Source organism: Ferrovibrio sp. MS7, from assembly GCF_038404985.1.
Lineage (GTDB): Bacteria > Pseudomonadota > Alphaproteobacteria > Ferrovibrionales > Ferrovibrionaceae > Ferrovibrio > Ferrovibrio plantarum.
The window spans coordinates 137,815-160,842 of the sequence record NZ_JBBKBA010000004.1 but is presented as its reverse complement, the minus strand read 5'-3'; the positions used below and the strand labels follow the sequence as shown (position 1 = coordinate 160,842).

Below are 23,028 nucleotides of genomic sequence, written 5' to 3'. Positions count from 1 at the left end.
TGACGCTACGTGCGTCTCGATATTATAGACATTATTGCAAATAAAGAGACAAGGAGGGGTTTATGCAAGTTTCACCACGCGTATCGCGCTGCTTTAATATGCTTCGGAGCGCCCTGATCGGTGCTGCGGTTCTGGTTCCGGCACTTGCCACACAACCTGCTGTCGCAAAAGACAAATTTGTCTTTGCCTGGCCGTCGGCCCTGAATACCGGCACCGCCAATTTCACCTTCGCCAAGGCTCTGGGTTTCTTCGATGAGGAGAATCTCGACGCCGAAATCATCGTCCTGACCGGATCGGGCGTCATCATTCCCCAATTGCTGGCAGGCACGATTCATTCGGCCTATGCGAGCCTGGAGCCGTTGCCGATCTCACGCCAGGAGGGGAAGCCCAACTTCCCGCTGCGCTTCGTCTATAATTTCCTGCCGCGCTCCATCTGGGAGATGGCGGTGCTGGAAGATAGCCCGATCAAGACGATGGGCGATTTCGGCGGCAAGACGATCGGCTTCGTGTCGCTGACCTCGGGCAATATCGCGATGACCCAGGCGATGGCGCAGAGTGAAGGTGTGAACTGGAACACGGTGCAAAAGATTGCCGCTGGTTCGGGCGTCCCGGCTTTCGAGGCGCTGCGCCGCAAGTCCATCGATGGCCTGAACCTGTGGGACACCGCCCATGTATCGCTTGAGCTGACGGGCACCAAGATCCGCCGCATCCCGTTCCCGAAGGAATACCAGAATCTTTCTAGCCATGGCTTCCCGGTTACCGAGGAGCTGCTGAAAAAGAACCCAGGCCTTGTCATCCGCTTCGGCCGGGCGATGTCGAAGGCGGCAATTGCCTGCAACGCCAATCTGGAAGGCTGCATCTTGTCGTTCTGGCGTCAGTATCCCGAACTGAAGCCGACTAGTGGCTCGGATGCCGACAACATGAAGAAGGAGGTCGAGGTAATGAAGCCTCGCATGGCCAACCTTCTCGCCGGTCGGAACGAGACCAACATGGGTGCCTTCACGGAAGAGGATTGGAAGCTCCTCATAAATGCTCTGAAGGTTGGTGGTTTGATCGAGAAGGACGCCAATATCCCGCTCAACACGCTCTACACGAACGAGTTTGTTCCCGAGTACAATAAATTTGACCGCGCGGCGGTCATTAGCAAGGCCAAGGCCTACAAGTAAGTCCAGCATCTAGATGTGAGACCAGGTAGTCATGCAAAGCCCCGACGTTGTCTTAAACATCCAGAATATGTCCGTTGTTTACGAGACAACGCGGGGCCCACTTACTGCGCTCTCCAAGCTCGATTTGCAGGTGAGGAAAGGTGAATTCGTCGCGGTCCTGGGGCCTTCAGGATGCGGCAAATCCACCCTTCTCAAGGTGGTGAGTGGTCTGCTGGGTATTGCTGAAGGCGAAGTGACGGTTTCGGGCCAGAAGATCACCGGTCCACGCAAGGACGTCGGTATTGTCTTCCAGCAGCCAACGCTGCTGCCCTGGAAGACAGTCCGCGAAAACGTGCTGGTGCCCATCCGCGCCCAGCGTCTGCCGAAGGCCCAGTATGAGGTCGAAGCCGATCGTCTGTTGAATCTGGTCGGCCTTGGAAATTTTGGTGGCCATCTTCCCCACGAATTGTCCGGAGGCATGCAGCAGCGTGCCGGTATCGCTCGTGGTCTCATTCACGACCCGGCCGTCCTGCTGATGGACGAGCCGTTTGCAGCTCTCGACGCACTGACCCGTGAGCGCATGACCGATGAGCTGCAATCGATCTGGATGGAGACCAGGAAGACCGTGGTCTTCATCACCCATTCAATCCAAGAAGCCGTCTATTTAGCCGACAAGGTCGTTGTTCTGTCGGGGCGTCCGGGTACCAAGGTGCTGGAGCTGGATGTCAACCTGGAGCGTCCGCGAACTCTCGACACCATGGCCAGCCCCCGATTCTCCGAAGTCGCGAACAAGCTTCGCGAGATGTTCGGGGCCGGGAAGAGAAATCTGTAAGGCGGTATGAAAATGAAGAAGCTCAAGGGTCGCCTCATCTCCGCTCTGTCACTCGTCGTCTTCTTGCTGTTCTGGCATTACGGCACCGTACTTTTCGGCGTGCCTGCCTACCTGCTACCCGGCCCATACGCGGTACTGCAGTCCGCAATCAAGCTGTACTCAACCGGACTGATCTTCCCGCATATCGGCATTACCGTGACCGAGATGATGGTGGGGTATGCCTGCGGATGCCTGGTTGCTTTCCTGCTTGCTTCCCTGGTTGCCGAATTCGAAATTGTCGAACAGATCGTCGTTCCCTATGTCATCGGCTTCCAGTCGATGCCCAAGGTAGCTCTGGCGCCAATCCTGCTCGTGTGGTTCGGCTTCGGGCTGACTTCCAAGGTTATCCTCGTTGCGTTGATCTGCTTTTTCCCGGTCTTCGTAAACACGCTGTCTGGTCTGCGTGCGACCAATTCCGATCTGCTCGATCTCTACAAGGCGTTCTCGGCCCCGCGCTGGCTGGTTTATTGGGATGTGAAGCTGCCCGGCGCCGCACATTCCATTTTCGCCGGCCTGCAGATTGCCATCGTGCTGGGCCTGATCGGCGCCGTTGTCGGCGAGTTCGTCGCGGCCAAACAGGGCCTTGGGTATCTGATCCAGGCATCGTCGATGAATTTTGACGTTGGAACCATGTTCACCAGCGTATTCACGCTGTCGATGATTGGCATCATTGGGCACATCGTTATTCGCGCGGTACAGAGTCGGGTTATATACTGGGACGGGAATCGGCAGTCGGGCCGAGCATTGCAACCTCCAGTGGAAAGTGCATGACAACCAACCAGTCCTTATCGCGCGGGCTGCACATCCTCGATGTCGTCAGCAACAACGGACCCGAAATCGGGGTTCGCGAATTGTCACGCCTTATGGATCTCGACAAGAGCATTGTGTCGCGACTTATCAACACGCTGGCCGAACAGGGCTTCCTTGAACAGAACCCGGTTACGCGGCGCTATCGGGTCGGAGCACGTGCCTTTCAGGTCGGTCAGCGCTACACGCAGAGCAACCCGCTCTACAGTGTGGCCTACGACGAACTGCATCGACTTGCCGAGGAAGAACATTTGAATGTCTACCTCGGCGTTCGAAGCGATACCGCCCTCCTGTATCTGTGCAGTATCCAGGGTTCGCAGCCCTCTGTCTTCCGCATCAATACGGGGGCGACGGGTCATCTGCACACCACAAGCGCAGGCAAGGTTCTTCTTGCAGCTCTCCAGGACGAGGTGCTGGAAAAGGTGATGCAGAAGATGGTGCTTGCCCGCCTGACGCCATACAGCATTACCGAGCCGGCAAAACTCCTCGCCGATATCAAGAAGATTCGCGAGCGGGGATATGCGATTTCCGATGAAGAAAACCTTGTCGGCATTCTTGCCGTCGGCGCGCCCATCCGGAATGCGCCAGGCGAAGTGATTGCCGCTATCAGTGCTGCCGTCGGGAAGGGAAAAGCCCACGCTGACTCACACAAGCGTCTGGCAGAACTCGTCGAAAGGACCGCTGCGCTCATTTCGACGAAGCTCGGCGCCTATCCAGGCTCGGCATTCGTGCCCGTTGAGAAGGAAGGCGCGGCCAGGCCGGTTCCGCATTGAGGGGGGAATATGGAGATCATACCTGACGGCATCGAGCCTCAGGAGCTCTACAAGCTTCTGACTGGAATCGTGGTGCCCCGTCCCATCGCCTGGGTTTCCACCCTGGGGCCTGGAGGCATTGTAAATCTGGCCCCCTTCAGCTGCTTCACCTTTGTTTCGTCGAAGCCGCCGATGGTGGGAATCAACGTCGGCCTGCGCAGCGGTCGACGCAAGGACACATCGCTCAATATCGAGGCCAACAAGGATTTCGTGGTCAACATCGGCGACGAAACAATGATCGAGGCCATTCATAAGAGCGCAATCGACTATCCGCCCGATGTCAGCGAGGTCGATCTGCTGGGCTTCAGCGTCAAGCCAAGCCAGAAAATCAAGACGCCATATCTGGCAGAAACGCCAATCAGTCTGGAATGCAAGTTCGTGCGCAGCATCGAGTTCGGTGAAACCGGCGCGGAATTCATCGTCGGCGAGGTGGTGGTTTTCCACATCCGAGATGGTCTGTGCGAGTCCAACAAGATCGATACGGCGCTCCTCCGGCCAGTGTGTCGGATTGGCGGACCGAACTACGCCGTGCTGGGCGAGATACATTCCATGCGTCACGTGGGCGATGTTCGCACAGGGCCGGGCTGAGCCTCGTCGAGATCGGCGAAACCAATTTTAGAGACGAATTCAAGCGGGACGCGATGCGTCAGCTCGCTGAGCGAGCCTATTCATACCTTTTCCCCGTTTGGAGAGGGGGCAATCCCTGATATTTCGCTGGGGCTGAGGTTGCTAAGGCGCTCTTTGAGGTCTGGAGAGCGGCGATGTATTCCCGGTATTCCCGCCGGAGCCGCCTGAGTTCGCGTCAGCAAGTCCGTCTGCTGGAGTATTTCATTGCTGGGACGGCAGCTCGGGCTGCAACTGACCTGGTTGGGGGTAACCGAACACGGCGCTCCGTTTTTCATGCGCCTGCGCCAGCTGATTGCCAGCAAGCTGCCGTCTTATGAGCTATCCGGCGAGGTTGAGGCCGACGAGGGCTATTTGGTCGGTATCCGCAAAGGCCGGGGTCACCTGATGTCTGAGCCGGAACCTGGCTACCTGTACCACCGCTTGCCAATCGATATCCGCACCGGGCGACTCGTCGAGCCGATGTTTTTGGGCAAGCCAGCCAGGGTGCCGCCCGAAACTTGCCTGAGCGCTTTGCGAAAAAAGATACTGAAACAAATCCATCGTGGCTGGTTTCAGGGGCGGGGCGGGGATATTCGCCTGTAGAGGGCGCTTTCCCCGGCGATACCTACAACTGTTTGATGGCGCCAGTTCCGGCTTCGCACCCGCCGGGAGGGTGTGGAGGTTTCCTCTGGATTCCAGGTAGATGGGTGGTGCTGGTTGCATTCGCCACCAAGGTCAGCCTCGCTGGAAATTGCAATTACTCGCAGGACGATTGCAACCATGCAGGGAAGTCTGGGGTCCAAAAGCGAGAACGAATATGCTCCGTGAACCCCCTTTCACAAATGCCAGAATTTGACGCAATTCACAGAAATTGCAGGAAAATTTGGCGTGCAATGGGTGAGCAATTTGTGGTAGTGAATTGATGTTTTGGTAATGGTGTTGCGGCATATTTCAGTGCCGTGGCCCTTTGCCGGCAGCGTAGCGTTGTGTGCAGTGTCGTGGGTGTGTCGGTCGCACACGGGTTGGGCGGCGGAAGTTCTTCCGCAAGATTTTCATCCCGGATTTGACCTGAGTCATACCCAGCGATCTGTTTTGCGTGTCGAGTAAATCATCTGGAAGTCGCAGGCGAGAACGTCGGGCGACGACTGCATGATGCCGGGCTCGGGCGAAAGCGCGAGCAGCCCGGCAACTCTAGTCGCGCACGCTGCGTTATCAAAAGCTTCGTTACGATCGCTCAGTAGAGCGGTTGATGGTCAGAAAGAAGTTCGGAAGGAGCTTAGGTCTTAGTCGTGCCGACCACGACCCTGAATGACGAGGGTGGCAATTACACCCTTACCAACGTCGAGACGCTGCAAGGTGGCAGCGGCGACGATAGGGTTGTCGTGTCCAAATTCACCGGCAGCGTGTCTGTCGATCTCGGCGACGGCAAAGACCATCTCTCCCTGCCTGACACCACCAACAATCTTTCCGCTGCCAATGTCGAGACCATACTCGGCGGCAAGCTTGGCGACACGGTCAATCTCAGCAATGCCGCCGGCGGCGTGCAGGTTGATCTTGGCGCCGGCATCGACACCCTGCGCATCTCTGGCGCCAGCAGCAATGTCACCGTCGCCAATGTCGAGAATATCAGCGCCAATGGCGGTAACGACAGCATCACCGCCACCACGCAGTTGAGCCGCGCCAGCGTTTCGCTGGGCGACGGCAAGGATAGCCTGCAGCTTGCCAATACAGGCAACAGCGTCACTGTCAGCGGCATCGAAACCGTGCTGGGCGGCAGTGGCGCGGATATTGTGATTGCCAATACCGCTTTCACTACCGACAGCCGCGTCGATCTTGGCGCCGGTGCCGACGCACTGACGCTCAACGCCGTCGGCAACAGTGTCAGCGTCGCCAATGTCGAGACCATCACCGGATCCGCCGGCAATGATGTCGTGACGCTCGAGCAGGCTTCCACCGGCGTCAAGATCGACTTGCTGAGCGGCAACGATACCCTCAATCTCGCCAATGGCGGCAATAACCTCACGATTGCCGGTGTCGAGACGCTGGTGGGCGGCAGCGGCGACGACAGCATTGCCATCAGCGGCCGCGTGCAAGGTGGCCAGTATGATCTCGGCGGCGGCAACGACAAGCTGACCATTCTCACCGCTTCCGATATTGGCGTTGCCAATGCCGAAACCATCATCGGCTCCAGCGGTTCCGACAATGTCAGGCTCAATGCGGCAACGCCGGATGGCGTAACGCTTGATCTCGGCGGCGGCAGCGACAGCCTGCGGCTGGCCGATGGCGTGAATCGCGTTACCGCCAACAATGTCGAAGCCGTTTATGGCGGCAGCGGCGACGATCAGGTCAAGCTTGGCGATGGCGCCACCAAGGCGACCGTCGATCTCGGCGGCGGCACTGATACTGTGACGTTCGGCAATGCCGGCGGCGTGTACAATGTGTCCAATGTCGAAGGTGTCGCCAGCGGCAATGGTGCCGACAAGATCACATTTGACACAGCCTTCAACGGCACGATCGATACCGGTGTTGGCAGTGACACGATCATCTTCAACAATGCCGCCAACACGGCGACCATTGCCAACGCCGAAACCATCACCGGCGGCCTCGCTGTCGACAACATCACGCTGTCGGCGCCTGCCAATGCCAAGGTCGATCTCGGCCTTGATTTCGATACGTTGCGCCTGGCCAATGGCACCAACAATATCACCGCCACGGGCGTCGATACCTTGCTTGGCGGCAGCGGCAGCGACTCGGTTGTACTGGGTCGCGGCAGCTTCGATGCGCTCTATGATCTGGGTGACGGCGCCGACAAATTGCAGCTTGGCACCGGCGGCAACCGCGTCACGGTCGGCAACGTCGAGACTGTAACCGGCGGCACGGCCGCCGATTCCGTCACCTTCACGACCAATCTCGGCACGCAGCACAATGTCGATCTTGGTGCCGGTGCCGATATCGCCATCCTGGCCAATAGCGGCAATACCACGACGCTGACCAATGTCGAATCGATTTACGGCGGCACTGGCGACGACCACATCACCATGGGTGGCGGCATCAGCAACGGCGTAGTGTCGCTTGGTGCCGGCAAAGACAGCCTGACGCTGACTGGTGCAAGCAACAAGCTTACCGTCTACGATGTCGAAACGCTGACAGGAAGCGCTGGCAACGACGACGTCACCATCATGACGGCGATGGAGACGAACAGTACCGTTGATCTCGGCGGTGGCCAGGACAAGCTGACGCTGAACAGCAGCACCGGCTTTGTCATCAATCTGGCGAATGTCGAAACCATCGTCGGCGGCGTCGGCAACGACGATGTGACGCTGAAGACCAATATCACCAACGGCAAGGTCGATCTGCGCAGTGGCGGCGACAAGCTGACGCTGGCCGATGGCGGCAACTCCGTCTCGGTGCAGAATGTCGACACCGTTATCGGCGGCAGCGGGGCTGACTATGTCACCGTGTCGGCGGCTGGGCTTGGCACCTTCGATCTTGGCGGTGGTAGTGACAAGCTGGCGCTTGCCAACGGTACCAACAGCGTCAACGTTTCGAATGTCGAGACTCTTGTCGGCGGCACTGGCGCCGATACGGTGCGTTTTACCGGCACCATTTCCAGTGAAGCCTCGATCGATCTCGGCAAGGGTACGGACCGCGTCGAACTCGACAATGTCGCGAACACGGTCACGCTCGCCAATGTCGAGCAGGTAATCGGCGGCGACAAGGCCGATGACATTTACCTCGGCACCGGCTCCACCAAGACCACGGTCAGCCTTGGCGCCGGCAACGACAAGCTGACGCTGAATCCGGGTGGCGGCAATGTCACAGCGAATGGCGTCGAAACCATCGTCGGCGGCTCCGGCACCGACAATGTCGTTATCGGCGGCGGTGTATCCGGCAGCTTGATCGACCTCGGCGGCGGCAACGATACGCTGAAGCTGGCGCATGCCACCAACAGCGCCACGGTGGCCAATGTCGAAACCATCACGGGCGGCGGCTCTGGCGACACAATCACCATCGACGGTGCGCTGAAGAATGCCAAGGTCGATCTTGGCAGCGGCAACGACAGCCTGACCCTGGATGATGTCGCCAATTCGCTCACGGCGATCAGCATCGAGACGATCGTTGGTGGCAGTGGCAATGACAGCGTCCGCCTCGACAAATCAGCGCGGGCCAATGTCGATCTCGGCGGCGGCCAGGACAGCCTGGTGCTGGGCAATGTCTCCAGCATGCTCACCCTGGCCAATATTGAAACCCTGACCGGCGGCAGCGCGGCCGATATCGTTGCGCTGAGCGATGACCGGCTTAGCAGCTCGGTGATCGACCTCGGCGGCGGCGTCGATAAGCTGACGCTGGCGAACGGCAACAACACGCTCACTCTGGCCAATGTCGAGACCGTGGTCGGCCTCGGCGGCAACGACGTCATCTACAACAACGTCACTACCGCCAAGGGCAGCTTCAATCTTGGCGACGGCCTCGACAAGGTGTTCCTGGCGAACGGCAACAACACGGCCTCGTTCGCCAATGTGGAAACCATCATCGGCGGCAGTGGCAACGACAAGATCACGCTGATGAACGGCATCAGCAACGGCTTTGTCGATGCCGGTGGCGGCAGCGATACGGTGAAGCTGGGCAACTTCGTCAACAGCCTGACTATCGCCAATGCCGAGACTGTGACCGGCGGCAACAACGCCGATACCGTCACCTATAGCGGCACTGGCAGTGTCGATCTCGGTACTGGCCTCGACAAGCTGACTCTGACGGGCGCTGCCAACGCCGTGACCGTGGCGGGCGTCGAAACCCTGGTCGGCGGCGCCGGTGACGACAGCATCACCATGAAGGCGGCGCTGACCAAGGCGATCAGCCTGGATCTCGGTGCCGGCAATGACAGCCTGAAGCTGGCCAATGGCGCCAATACCCAGACCGTGTATGGCACCGAGACGGTGCTTGGCGGCACCGGCAACGACACCATCACTGTTGGTGACGTGATCACTAACGGCTACATGGATCTCGGCGCCGGCAAGGACAAGCTGATCCTGGCCGTTGGTGGCAGCACCTTCACCATCAGCAACATCGAGACCGTGATTGGCTCGACTGGTAACGACACTATCGCGCTCGGCCCGAACCAGCCGGCAAATGCGGTGATCGATCTTGGCGCCGGCAACGACACGCTGATCATCAATTCCGGCGGCACCCTGTCGCTGACCAATATCGAAACCGTGATTGGCTCGGCCAATGGCGACGTGCTGACGCTCGGTACCGTACTGAAGAATGGCCGGGTCGATCTGGCTGGCGGCAATGATGCGCTGACGCTGGCCAAGGGCGATAACATCGTTACCCTGGCGAATATCGAGACCATCACCGGCAGCACCGGCAACGAAACCATCTATTTTGCCGGCAACGGCACTGTCGATCTTGGCGCCGGCAATGACCTGCTGCGCTTCGCCGATGGCGGTGACAATGCCGCCACTGCCTCTAATTTCGAGACCGTGGAAGGCGGCAGCGGCAACGATGCGCTGACCCTGACCGCGGCCATTGGCAATGCCACCAGCCCCTACAGCATCGACATGGGGGCAGGCCGCGACTCTGTGAAGCTGGCCGATGGCGGCAACACCTTCAATGCCATCAACACCGAGAGCGTGACCGGCGGCAGCGGCAGCGATAACGTGACGCTCGCCAGCGTCGTCTCCGGCGGCCGCGTCGACCTGCTCGGCGGCATCGACTCGTTGAAGCTGGCCAATGGCGAAAACAGCCTGACCATCGCCAATGTCGAGAGTGTTACCGGCGGTTCGGGCAACGACACGATTACTTATGCCGGCACCGGCAGCATCGATCTGGCCGGCGGCAGCGATACCGTGATCCTGAACGGCACCGCCAACAGTGTCACGCTCAGCAATGTCGAGAATGTCGTCGGCAGCGCCGGCGCCGATACCGTGCAGCTTACCCAGGGCCTGCAGGGCGGCAGCATCGATCTGGCCGGCGGCGGCGACAAGCTGATCCTGGCCGATGGCGGCAATACGCTCACCATTGCCAATACCGAGACCATCATCGGTGGCCTTGGTGCCGACACCGTCACGCTGGGTGCCGGCAGCGGCAATGTTACCATCAGCAGCATCGAGAAGGTGATCGGCAGCGCCGGCGCCGACAAGGTGACGCTGGGCGATGGCGGCAATTACATCCAGGCGAGCAACGTCGAGAGCATCACCGGCGGCAAGAACGACGATGCCGTTGTGCTCACCGAGGGCCGCACCGGCGGCACCATCGACCTGATGGATGGCAATGACCTGCTGGTGCTGGCCGATGGCGGCAACCAGCTCACCATCAATAACGTCGAGACCGTGATCGGCGGCTCGGGCAACGATTACGTCACTTTCTCCGGCAAGGGCTATATCGACCTTGGCGACGGCATCGACAAGCTGGTGCTGGTGGGCGAGACCACCCAGGTCACTGCCGTCAATGTCGAGACCGTGGTTGCTGCCGGCAGCAAGGACAATGTCACCTTCCAGCTCGACACCACGGTGGCGAACGGCAATTTCGACCTCGGTTCGGGCAATGACGGCCTGATCCTGGCCGATGGCGGCAACAAGCTGACGGTTACTAATATCGAGACCGTCACCGGCGGTTCGGGCAACGATACGGTCTATTTCAACGGCGGCGGCAATGCCGATCTCGGTGGCGGCAACGACACCTTGCAGATCGGCACCAGTGGCGGCAGCTACACCGTTACTGGCACCGAAACCATCCAGGGCAGCAACAACACCGATATCGTCACGCTGGGTGAAACCACCAGCGGCGGCATCCAGATCGATCTCGGTGGCGGCAAGGATGGCCTGGTGCTGGCCGATGGCGGCAACACGGTCACGGCAAGCAATGTCGAATCCGTAACCGGCGGCAAGGGCGGCGACGATGTCACCCTCGGCACCCCGGTCACCGGCGGCAGCGTCGACCTCGGCGCCGGCGATGACAGCCTGACGCTCGCCGATGGCACCAATTCGCTCACGGTCACCAATGTCGAAACGCTGACCGGTGGTTCGGGCAGCGACACCATCACCTATAGCGGCACCGGCAGCATCGATCTTGGTGCCGGTAACGACAAGCTGGTGCTCGGCAATGGCGGCAACACCGTCACCCTTTCCGGCGTCGAAACCCTGGTTGGCGGCACTGGCGGCGATGATGTCACCTTCGCCGACAATCTCGACGGCGAGAGCATCGACCTCGGCGGCGGCAAGGATACGGTGACGCTGGCCGATGGCGGCAACACGCTCACCATTTCCAATGTCGAGAGCCTGACCGGCGGCGCTGGCGCAGATGATGTCACCGTGATCGGCGATGCCGCGCTGGATCTCGGCGATGGCGACGATACGCTCAGCTTCGGCGGCAATGGCGGCCACATCACCGCTGGCAATGTTGAAAGCGTGGTTGGCTCCAATGGCAGCGACGACCTGACCCTGACCGGTGGCAACAACGGCGCTTATGTCGATCTCGGCAGCGGCAATGACAAGCTGCAATTGGGCGGCGAGGGCGGCCCGATCACGGTTGCCAATGTCGAAACCATTACCGGCGGCCTGGGCGACGACGACGTTACCCTGGCGGCGCCGCAGACCAGCGGCAGCATCGACCTCGGCAGCGGCGACGACAGCCTGACGCTGGCCGATGGCGGCAACACGCTGACGGTCAGCAATGTCGAAAGCCTCACCGGCGGTACCGGCGAGGATGTGATCAGCTACAACGGCAACGGCGCCATCGATCTCGGCGACGGCGAGGACACGCTCAAGCTCACCGGCAGCGGCAGCATCGTCACCCTGACCAATGTCGAGAACGTGGTCGGCAGCGCTGGCGACGATACCGTGGTGCTGGTGCCGCCGAGCGTGCCGGGCACCATTGATCTCGGCTCTGGCAACGATACGCTGGTGCTGGCCGATGACGGCAACACGCTCACTGTCGCCAATGTCGAAACCCTGGTGGCCGGCTCGGGCGATGACAATATCACCCTGGCCGATCCGGTTTCCGGCGTCAGCGTCGATCTCGGCGGCGGCGACGACACGCTCAACCTGGCTGATGGCAACAACACCGTCACGGTCAGCAATGTCGAGACCCTGAACGGCGGCAGCGGCAACGATACCGTCACCTTCAATGGCTCCGGTACTGTCGATCTGGGCGACGGCAACGATGCCCTGATGCTTGGCCCCGATGGCGGCACCGTAACGGTGTCGAATGTCGAGAGCATCACCGGTGGTTCGGGCAACGACGATGTCACGCTCACCGAAGCGGTGGATGGCGTCACCATCGACCTCAAGGGCGGCAGCGACAAGCTGACGCTGGCCGATGGCGACAACACGCTGACGGTTGCCAATGTCGAGACCGTGCAGGGTGGCAGCGGCAACGATGCGCTGACCTATAGCGGCACCGGCCGCGTCGATCTCAGCGATGGCGAAGACACGCTGCAGCTTGGTCCGGGCACCAATGTTGTCACGCTGAACAATGTCGAGAACGTGATCGGCGGCTCCGGTGACGATACCGTAGTGCTGGTGCCGCCGAGCGTGCCGGGCACCATCGATCTCGGCGCTGGCAATGACAAGCTGGTGCTGGCTTCCGATGGCAACATGCTGACGGTGGCCAATGTCGAGACCCTGGTGGCCGGCGATGGCGACGACGACATCACGCTGGCCGATGTGGTGCAGGGTGGCAGCTACGACCTTGCAGGCGGCAACGACAAGCTGACCCTGGCCGATGGCGCCAATGACATCACGGTCAGCAATATTGAGAGCGTGCAGGGCGGGGCCGGCGACGACACCGTCACCTATGGCACGGCGCAGAGCCAGGGTTATGCCGATCTCGGCGATGGCAGCGATACGCTGAACCTCGCCGATGGCGGCAACACCATCACGGCGGCGAATATTGAGACCGTCACTGGCGGCTCGGGCGACGATATCCTGACGCTGGACGGCCCGGTGGATGGCGCCAGCGTCGACCTCAAGGGCGGCAACGACAAGCTGTTCCTGGCCGATGGCGGCAACACACTGACGGTTGCCAATGTCGAGAGCGTCACCGGCAACGAAGGCGACGATACCGTTACCTATAGCGGCACCGGCACGCTGGATCTGCGCGGCGGCACTGACACGCTTATTCTCACCGGCGCTGCCAATGCCGTTACGGCGGCGAATATCGAAAGCATCCTGGGTGGCGCGGGCAGCGATGCCGTCACGCTGGCTGGCCCGGTTGATGGCGCCGAAGTCGATCTTGGCGCCGGCAGCGACAGCCTGAAGCTCGCTAATGGCGGCAACAGCCTGACGGTCAGCAATGTCGAGAGCGTCACAGGCGGTTCGGGCGATGATTATGTCACCCTCGGCGCCCCGGTCAGCGGCGGCAGCTTCGATCTGGCGGCGGGCAAGGATACGCTGCAGCTTGCGGACGGCACCAATTCGCTGACCGCCAGCAATATCGAGACCGTGCTGGGCGGTGCCGGCGATGATACCGTCACGCTTGCCGGCACTGGCGGCAATGTCGATCTCGGCGATGGCAGCGACACCGTGGTGTTTGGCACGGCCGGCGCCACCATCACCGCCAATAATGCCGAAGTAGTGCAGGGCTCGTCGGGTTACGACAAGCTGGTGCTGGGCGCCAATGGCAACGACGTCGCGGTCAATAATGTCGAGAGCGTCACCGGCGGTGATGCCGACGATACCGTCACCTATAACGGCACCGGCACCATCGACCTGCGCGGCGGCAACGACACGCTGATCCTGGTCGGTGCGGCGAATGCCGTGACGGCAGCGAATATCGAGAATATCACCGGCGGTAGCGGCAACGATGTCGTCACCCTTCTCCAGGGCTTCACTGGCGGCGATATTGACCTCGGCGGCGGCAATGACAGCCTGACGCTCGCCAATGCCGCCAACAGTCTGACGGTGACCAATGTCGAGAAGCTGACCGGCGGCTCGGGCGATGATTACGTCACGCTCGGCAATCTGGTCAGCAACGGCAACTACGACCTCAATGCCGGCAAGGACACCTTGCAGCTTGCGGACGGCACCAACACGCTGACCGCGACCAATATCGAAACCGTGCTGGGCGGTTCGGGCGATGATACCGTCACGCTCAGCGGCACCGGCGGCAGCGTCGATCTCGGCGATGGCAGCGATACCGTGGTGTTTGGCGCTGCCGGCGCCACCATCACCGCCAGCAATGCCGAGAGCGTGCAGGGTTCGTCCGGCTACGACAAGCTGGTGCTTGGCGATGCCGGCGAGACTGCTACGGTCGCCAATGTCGAGAGTGTCACCGGCGGTTCGGGCGATGACACCATTACCTACAGCGGCACCGGTACGCTGGACCTGCGCGGCGGCAACGACACGCTGATCCTTACCGGCACGGCGAACAGCGTCACGATTGCCAATATCGAGAATATCGTCGGCGGCAGTGGCAACGACACCGTGGCCCTGAGCCAGGGCATCACCGGCGGTGCTATCGATCTCGGTGCCGGCAGCGACAGCCTGAAGCTGGCCGATGCCGCCAACAGCCTCACCGTCACCAATGTCGAGAAGCTGACCGGCGGCTCGGGCGATGATTATGTCACGCTCGGTAACCTGGTCACCAATGGCAGCTACGACCTCAATGCCGGCAAGGACACGCTGCAACTCGCCAACGGCACCAACACGCTGACCACGGCGAATATCGAGACCGTGCTCGGCGGTACGGGCAATGACAGCGTCACCTTCAACGGCTCGGGCCGCGTTGACCTCGGCGCCGGCAGCGACACGCTGACCTTCGGCAACGGCGGCAATGCCATCACGGCGACCAATGTCGAGACGGCCCAGGGCTCCAGCGGCGCCGACAGCCTGACGCTGGGCAGCGCCGGCAGCATCACGGTCAGTGCCATCGAGAGCGTCACCGGCTCCAGCGGCGCCGATACGATCACGGCCACCGGCAGCACCGGCGCCACTCTGCTCGGCGGCGACGGCAACGACATCATCCGCGGTGGCGATGGCAACGACATCATCGATGGCGGCGCCGGCAGCGACTATCTCTATGGCGGTGCGGGCAACGACACCTTCAATAATTCCGTTGATGCGATCTGGACCAGCGGCTGGTCGGCGAAGAATGTTGGCAATGGCAGCGGCATCGCCGGCACCGGCGAGCTGGTCAGCATTACCGGCCAGGTGCGCAGCTACGATGTGATCGATGGCGGCGAGGGCGTCGACACGGTCAATCTCTCCAGCGGCAACGATGCCTTGTTCCTGGACGACAAGTATAGCGAGCCTTCTGGTGTCGGCGCGCGGCTGAAGGATATCGAGATCATCAATGCCGGCGACGGCAACGATATCGTCGACCTGACCAGCGAAACCTACACTATCGGCTCCGTCACCATTGATGGCGGCGCCGGCGACGACGTGCTGTGGGCCAGCGTCGGCAACGATACGCTTTCGGGTGGCGACGGCACCGACAACCTCTGGGGCGGCGCCGGAAACGACCTGCTGGATGGCGGCGCAGGTGCCGACAAGCTGGATGGCGGCACTGGCGACGACACGCTGGTCTACGACGCCGCCGATACGCTGATCGCCGGCGGCACCGGCACCGATACGCTGCGTTCGGCTTCCTCGCTGAACCTGAGCGACAGCAAGATCACCGGCATCGAGGTGGTGGAACTGACCGGCAGCAGCGCCAAGACGGTGACGCTGACCGCCGCCGATATCGTGCGGGTATCCGATACCGATACGCTCACCGTGCGCGGCAATGCCGGCGACAATATCAGCGCCTCGAGCTTCAGTGCGCGCGGCGCCGACGTCACCATCGGCGGCGTCACCTACGCCACCTTCATCAGCAACGGTGCCACGCTCACCATCCAGTATGGCATGAAGCTGAATGGCATGGATGTCACCAATGTCGGCACCGCCACCGACGACACGGTGACGCTGGCCAGCCCGGTGACAGGGCAGAATTTCGATCTTGGCGCCGGTAATGACAAGCTGATCCTGGCGAACGGCACCAACAGCCTGACCGCGGCGAATATCGAGACCGTGATCGGCGGCACCGGCAACGACACTGTCACCTATAGCGGCACCGGAACGATCGATCTCGGCGCCGGCAGTGACAAGCTGGTTCTCGCTGGCGCTGCCAACGCCGTCACGGTCGCCAATGTCGAAACCGTCACCGGCGGCAGCGGCAACGATGCCGTCACGCTCAGCGCGCCGCAGACCAGCGGCAGCATTGATCTGGGTGCCGGCAGCGACAAGCTGACGCTGGCCAATGGCGCTAACACGCTCACCGCCACCAATGTCGAGAGCATCGCGGGTGGCAGCGGCGATGATTATGTCACGCTGGGCAGCACCGTCGCGGGCGGCAGCTTCGACCTGGGTGCTGGCAACGACACGCTGCAGCTTGCCAATGGCACCAATAGCCTGACGGTAACCAATATCGAGACCGTGCTGGGTGGCACGGGCGCAGACAGCGTCACCTTCAATGGCTCGGGCAGTGTCAGCCTCGGCGCTGGCAATGATGCGCTCACCTTCGGCGCCACGGGCGGCTCGATCACAGTCAGCAATGTCGAGACTGTGACCGGCGGCGCCGGCACCGATAAGCTGTTCCTCGGCAGCGGCAACAACACGCTCAGCGTCAACAATGTCGAGAGCGTGAGCGGCAATTCCGGCGATGATGTCGTTACCTATAACGGCACCGGCAGCATCGATCTGGCGGCTGGCAACGACAAGCTGATCCTGACCGGCGCGGCCAATGCCGTGACCGTGGCAAATACTGAAACTATTCAAGGCGGCGCGGGCGACGACGCCGTGACTTTGGCCGCGCCGCAGACCAGCGGCAGTATCGACCTCGGTGCCGGCACTGATAGCCTGACGCTGGCCAATGGCGCCAACACGCTGACCGCAACCAATGTCGAGAAGCTGACCGGCGGCTCGGGCGACGATTATGTCACGCTCGGCAACGTGGTGTCGGGTGTCAGCCATGACCTGGCGGCTGGCAACGACACGCTGCAACTCGCCAACGGCAGCAACAACCTGACCACCGGCAATATCGAAACCGTGCTGGGCGGCACCGGCGCGGATACCCTGGTGTTCAACGGCTCGGGTAGCGTCAATCTTGGCGCCGGCAGCGACACGCTCACCTTCGGCACCGCCGGTGGGTCGATCACGACGAGCAATGTCGAAACCGTCAATGGCGGCGCCGGCAACGACAAGCTGTTCCTCGGCAGCGGCAACAACACGCTCAGCGTCAACAATGTCGAGAGCGTGAGCGGCAATTCCGGCGATGATGTCGTTACCTATAACGGCACCGGCAGCATCGATCTCGCCGCTGGCAACGACAAGCTGATCCTCTACGGCGCGGCCAATGCCGTGACGGTGGCGAATACGGAAACCATCACCGGCGGCACGGGCGACGACGCCGTGACCCTGGCTGCGGTGCAGACCAGCGGCAGCATCGATCTGGGCGCGGGCAGCGACACGCTGACGCTCGCCAACGGCGCCAACACGCTGACGGCGGTGAATGTCGAAAGCGTGCAGGGCGGCAGCGGCAACGATACCCTGACGCTCGGGGCTGGCATCACCGGCAGCTACAATCTCGGCGGCGGCAGCGACAAGCTGGTGCTCTCGGGTGGTACGAATAATGTTACCGCCACCAACATCGAGAGCATCCAGGGTGGTTCGGGTGCCGATACCGTCACGCTGAACGGCGGCGGCAATGTCGATCTCGGCACCGGCACCGATACCTTGGTGCTGGGCAATACCGGTGGCGCGCTCACGGCGGTGAATGTCGAGAATATCATTGGCGGCTCGGGCGATGATGTGGTGACCCTGACTGTCGCCCAGAGCGGCAGCTTCGATCTTGGCGCCGGCAAGGACAAGCTGATCCTGGCCAATGGCAGCAACAACATCACCGCCGCGAATATCGAGACCGTGGTCGGCAGCACTGGCGACGATACGCTGAGCTATGCCGGCACCGGCACCATCGACATGGGCTATGGCAGCGACAAGCTGACTCTGACCAGTGCCTCCACGGTTTCCGTGTCCAACACCGAAACCGTGCTGGGCAGCAGCGGCAACGACAGCGTCACGCTCAGCGGCGTCACCTATTACGGCACCATCGATCTGGGCGCGGGCAGTGACAAGCTGCAGCTTGGCAATGACGGCAACCGCCTGACGATCAGCAATGTCGAGGATCTCGATGGCGGCTCGGGCGAGGATTACATCACGCTGTCCAGCGCCGCCACCGGCATCAGCGTCGACCTTGCTGCCGGCAATGACACCTTGGTCCTGGCCAATGGCGTCAACAGCCTCACCACCACCAATGTGGAGAGCGTGCAGGGCGGCAGCAACAACGACACGCTGACCTTCTTCGGCAACGGCACTGTTCATCTCGGCGCCGGCAACGATGTGCTGACCATCGGCTCGGTGGGCGCCACTGTCACGGCCACTTGCGTCGAGACCATCTATGGCGGCGCCGGCAATGATGTCGTCACGCTGGGCCTGGAGCAGAGCGGCACCATCGACCTCGGCGCCGGCAACGATCAGCTCATCCTGTCCAACGGCACCAATAATCTCACCATCGCCAATGTCGAGACCGTTACCGGCAGCGCCGGCAACGACGTGGTGAATATCGCCGGTACCAGCAATGTCGACCTGAGCTGGGGCTCGGACAAGCTGATCCTGACCGGTGCCAACAATGCCGTGACGGTCGCGAATGCCGAAACCATCCAGGGCGGCAGCGGCAATGATGGTGTCACGCTCAGCGCCGCCATTGCTAACGGCAATATCGATCTTGGTGCCGGTACCGATAGCCTGAAGCTCGCCAATGCCGACAATTCGGCGGTGCTGAGCAACATCGAGAATGTCATTGGCGGCACCGGCAACGACACGATCACGCTCGGCAGCCTAGTCACCAATGCCAGCATTGATCTGGGTGCGGGCAGCGACAAGCTGACGCTCGCCAATGGCGCCAATTCGCTTACGGTTGCCAATGTCGAGCAGCTTGTCGGCGGCACCGGCAACGACAGTGTCACCTTCGCCGGTTCCGGCAGCATCGATCTTGGCGCCGGTAGCGACATCCTGAAGTTCAGCGATAGCGGCGCCACTGTCACGGTCGCCAATGTCGAGACCATCACCGGCGGTTCCGGTGCCGATACTGTCACGCTCGCGGCTGCCGCTTCTGGCCTGCAGCTTGATCTCGGCGCGGGCAGCGACACGCTGCAGCTTGGCAATTTCAGCAACACCGTGGCGGTGAACAATATCGAGCAGGTGATCGGCGGCACTGGCAACGATGTGCTGACGCTCTCCAGCGGCGTCACCGGCGGCAGCTACGATCTCGGCGCCGGCAGTGACCGCATCGTACTCAGCGGCGCCAGCACGATCACGGTCAGCAACACCGAAACCATCACCGGTTCCAGCGGTAACGACGTTGTCACCCTCGGCAGCGGCTTGACCAGCAGCGGCATTGATCTGGGCAGCGGCAGCGACATGCTCAAGCTCGCCAATGCCGACAATACGCTGACCATCTCCAATGTGCAGACCGTTGCCGGCGGCAGCGGCAACGATACGATCACGCTGCTCACCGCCGTGGCGGCCGGCAGCTACGATCTCGGCGCGGGCAGCGACAAACTGACGCTCGGCAACGGCACCAACACGGTGACGGTGAGCAACAGCGAGACGGTGATTGGCAACAGCGGCAACGATAGCGTTACGCTCGGCACCGCGATCACCAATGGCCATATCGACCTCGGCGCGGGCAGCGACAAGCTGCAGCTTGCCAATGGCACCAACAGCCTGATGGTCTACAACACCGAGACCATCCTCGGCGGCACCGGCAATGACAGCGTCACCCTGGCCCAGGGCTTGGCCGGTGGCTTCATCGACCTCGGTGCCGGCAACGATGCGCTGACCTTGTCCTCGTCTGGTACCAACACCATCACCGTGGTGAATGTCGAGACCATCACTGGCGGCAGCGCCAATGACAGCATCACGCTGAACGGCTCGGCCAACCTCAATCTCGCCGGCGGCAGCGACACCGTCACCTTCGGCGTGGCTGGCCTGGCCGCCACACTGAACGGCGTCGAGACCGTGAAGGGCAGCAGCGGCAGTGATACCGTGGTGATGTCTGGCGCCGTGACCGGTGGCAATATTGACCTGCTCGGCGGCACCGACACCCTGACGCTCGCCAATGGCAGCAACACGCTCACCGCCAGCAATGTCGAGACTATCACTGGCGGCACTGGCGCCGACCAGGTGACGCTCGGCGCCGCCATCGCCAACGGCAGCATCGATCTGGGCGCCGGCAGCGACAAGCTGGTGCTGGCCAATGCTTCCAACAGCCTGACCATCAGCAATGTCGAGAATATCGTCGGCGGCAGCGGCAACGACAGTGTGACGCTGAAGCTGTTCGGCGGCAGCGATACCGTGGTGGTCGATCTCGGCAGCGGCACCGACACCCTGGTGGTGCAGGGCACCGGCAATCTCTCGGTCAGCAATGTCGAGACGCTGCGTGGCGGCGATACCGACGATGTGCTGGTGATGAAGAGCCGCATCAATGGCGGCACGGTCGACCTTGCCGGCGGCAACGACAAGCTGGTGCTGGATGGCAGCAGCAACACCGTGACGGTGAACAACGTCGAGACCATCATCGGCTCCAGCGGCTCCGACAATGTCACGCTCGGCACGGTGATGACCAACGGCCTGGTGCAGCTTGGCTATGGCAGCGATACGCTGACGCTGGCCAATGGCAGCAACAAGGTCGAAGTCAGCGGCGTGCAGACCGTGTATGGCGGCACCGGCGCGGATGTCATCACCTCGACTGGTTTTGGCGCCTCGATCACCATGTATGGCGGCGGCGGCAACGACACGCTGACTGGTTGGAAGTATGGCGACCGCCTCTATGGTGGCGATGGCAACGATACGCTGAGTGGCGGCGAAGGCTTCGACCGCCTGTATGGCGAGGCTGGCAACGACATGATGATCGGGGGCACTGGTGGTGCTCGCATGGTCGGCGGCGCCGGCGTCAATACTGCCGTGGGTGGCTCAGGTACCGACTACTTCACCTTCATCTCTGCCGGCAGTGCCGACCGCATGAACGTCACCGGCATGTCCAACAATGATGTCATCGAGCTGGATACAAATCGGTCCAATGACATGACCGGCAATGCATTCACGCTGTCGCAGAACCTCAAATACAATGTGAATATCACGTCGGTCGCTTCGGCCAGTGCATTCAATACGGTCAATTTCGGTCAGGCCGGCTTTGTCTACCGCCAGGATACCGGTGGCTTGTACTACGATGCCGACGGCAAATTCTCCTCGGGTGCAATTCTGATCGGCACCATCACGGGCACCAATGGAAGCCCGTGGCAGTTTGATATCGACAATATCCAGCAGGTCTGATCCGGCGGCTAAATCCCCTGGAAAAGCCGGCGGCGGGCTGCTTTACTAAGCCCCGGAAATCAGGGGATTTGGCGGCGAAATGGATCCCAATTCCAGGGCCTTCATGCAGGCGGTGAATGCGCATCACCGCTATTTGTCCGGTCAGGGCAATGGCAAGCGCCTGATGGTGCGGCATCTCGAATTGTCGCGCCTGTCTTTGACGAATCTCGACCTGCGCGAAGCCATCCTGTCGGGCTGCAATTTCACCGGCTCGCTGCTGCGCGGCAGCCGTTTCGATGGCTGCGACCTGTTTTCCAGCGATTTCAACAATGCCGACCTGCGCGGCTCCAGCTTCCGCAAGACCGACCTGCGGGCGGTGAATTTCATGGATGCCAAGCTAACCGACGCCGACCTGTCGGAAGCCGACCTGCGGCCAGGCCAGATGGTCACCTGGAAGAACGGCGCGCAGCAAACCAGTGAACGCGAGACCAACCTGCTCAACGCCAATCTTGATGGCGCCAATCTGACCCAGGCCGATCTCAGCCAGGCCAATCTGGTGATGACCTCGGCCAAGGAAGCCAATTTCAGCGGCTCGAATCTCTTCGCCGCCAATCTATCGGGCGCTGATCTTTCCGGCGCCAATCTGGCCGGCGCGCGGTTGCGCGAGGCGGTGCTGGTGGGAGCCAACCTGGCCCATGCGCGGCTCACCGGTGCCGATCTCTCCGGCGCCAATCTGCGCAATGTCGATCTTTCCGCCACCGATCTTTCCGGTGCCAACCTGACCAATGCGGCGATGCGCAATTCCGATGCGCCGGTGCCATCCTGGCTGCGGATCAAGCTGGACCTGCATTCACTGTGGATCAATACCAACGGTGCCAAGGGCCAGCGCTTCGATATCAGCGGCAAGACTCTGGCGGGCCTTGATCTCGGCGGGTTCGATCTGCGGGCCGCCCTGTTCCGGGCTGCTGACCTGCACAATATCGTGCTGACCGATTGCGACCTCACCATGGCCGATTTCACCGATTGCGACCTGGTGGAAGCGACGCTGGATGGCTCCAACATGGCCGGCGCCACCTTGCAGCGGGCCAAGCTGTTGCGCGCCAAGCTGCGTGGCGCGCGTTTCGGCGCGCTGCAATTGCTGGACGGGCAGGGGCGCCCAACCGGGCGAAGCTGGAATGCCAATTTGAGCGAAGCGAACTTCTCCGGCGCCGATTTGCGCGGCTGCCAGTTCCGCGGCTCGAAGATGGAAGGCACCAACCTGGCTGGCGCCAACCTGGCGGGCAGCGACCTTGCGACGCCGAAGAATCCTCCCGCTATCGAATAAGTTGTAGCAACTACACGATTTTTTGACAGGGCGGGGCGTTTGGCAGCGCTGCCTCCCAGCAGAAGGTTGTTTCCCCCTGGCGCGCCTGGGCATAGAATTTTAGCCGGGAATGAAA

Annotated in this window: 8 protein-coding genes; all 8 read left to right on the top strand. The window is 61.4% G+C overall.

The window, feature by feature from the left end; genetic code table 11:
* Window positions 1-62: 62 nt before the first annotated feature.
* The 8 genes from V6B08_RS21320 (at window position 63) to V6B08_RS21285 (ending at window position 22,913) form a co-directional block, all read left to right on the top strand.
* Window positions 63-1,166 carry an ABC transporter substrate-binding protein gene (locus V6B08_RS21320; protein WP_341984768.1) on the top strand — a complete coding sequence of 368 codons (1,104 nt, stop codon included), beginning with the start codon at window positions 63-65 and terminating at the stop codon, window positions 1,164-1,166.
* 31 nt (window positions 1,167-1,197) lie between these two features.
* A complete protein-coding gene (locus V6B08_RS21315; RefSeq protein ID WP_341984767.1) occupies window positions 1,198-1,977 on the top strand; it encodes an ABC transporter ATP-binding protein in 780 nt (259 codons plus the stop codon).
* Window positions 1,978-1,989: 12 nt separating this feature from the next.
* A complete protein-coding gene (locus V6B08_RS21310) occupies window positions 1,990-2,787 on the top strand; it encodes an ABC transporter permease (protein ID WP_341984766.1) in 798 nt (265 codons plus the stop codon).
* Window positions 2,784-3,596, top strand: a complete 813-nt coding sequence (locus tag V6B08_RS21305; protein WP_341984765.1) for an IclR family transcriptional regulator — start codon at window positions 2,784-2,786, stop codon at window positions 3,594-3,596. The genes V6B08_RS21310 and V6B08_RS21305 overlap by 4 nt, the downstream gene beginning before the upstream one ends.
* A gap of 9 nt (window positions 3,597-3,605) precedes the next feature.
* A complete protein-coding gene (locus tag V6B08_RS21300) occupies window positions 3,606-4,223 on the top strand; it encodes a flavin reductase family protein (protein ID WP_341984763.1) in 618 nt (205 codons plus the stop codon).
* 243 nt (window positions 4,224-4,466) lie between these two features.
* Complete coding sequence (locus V6B08_RS21295; protein ID WP_341984762.1) at window positions 4,467-4,844, top strand: hypothetical protein; 378 nt, start codon at window positions 4,467-4,469, stop codon at window positions 4,842-4,844.
* Between the two features lie 686 nt (window positions 4,845-5,530).
* Window positions 5,531-21,610, top strand: a complete 16,080-nt coding sequence (locus V6B08_RS21290) for a calcium-binding protein (protein WP_341984761.1) — start codon at window positions 5,531-5,533, stop codon at window positions 21,608-21,610.
* A 79-nt stretch (window positions 21,611-21,689) separates the two neighbouring features.
* Window positions 21,690-22,913 (top strand): pentapeptide repeat-containing protein, encoded by a 1,224-nt coding sequence (locus tag V6B08_RS21285; protein WP_341984760.1) that lies wholly within the window; start codon window positions 21,690-21,692, stop codon window positions 22,911-22,913.
* Window positions 22,914-23,028 lie beyond the last annotated feature (115 nt).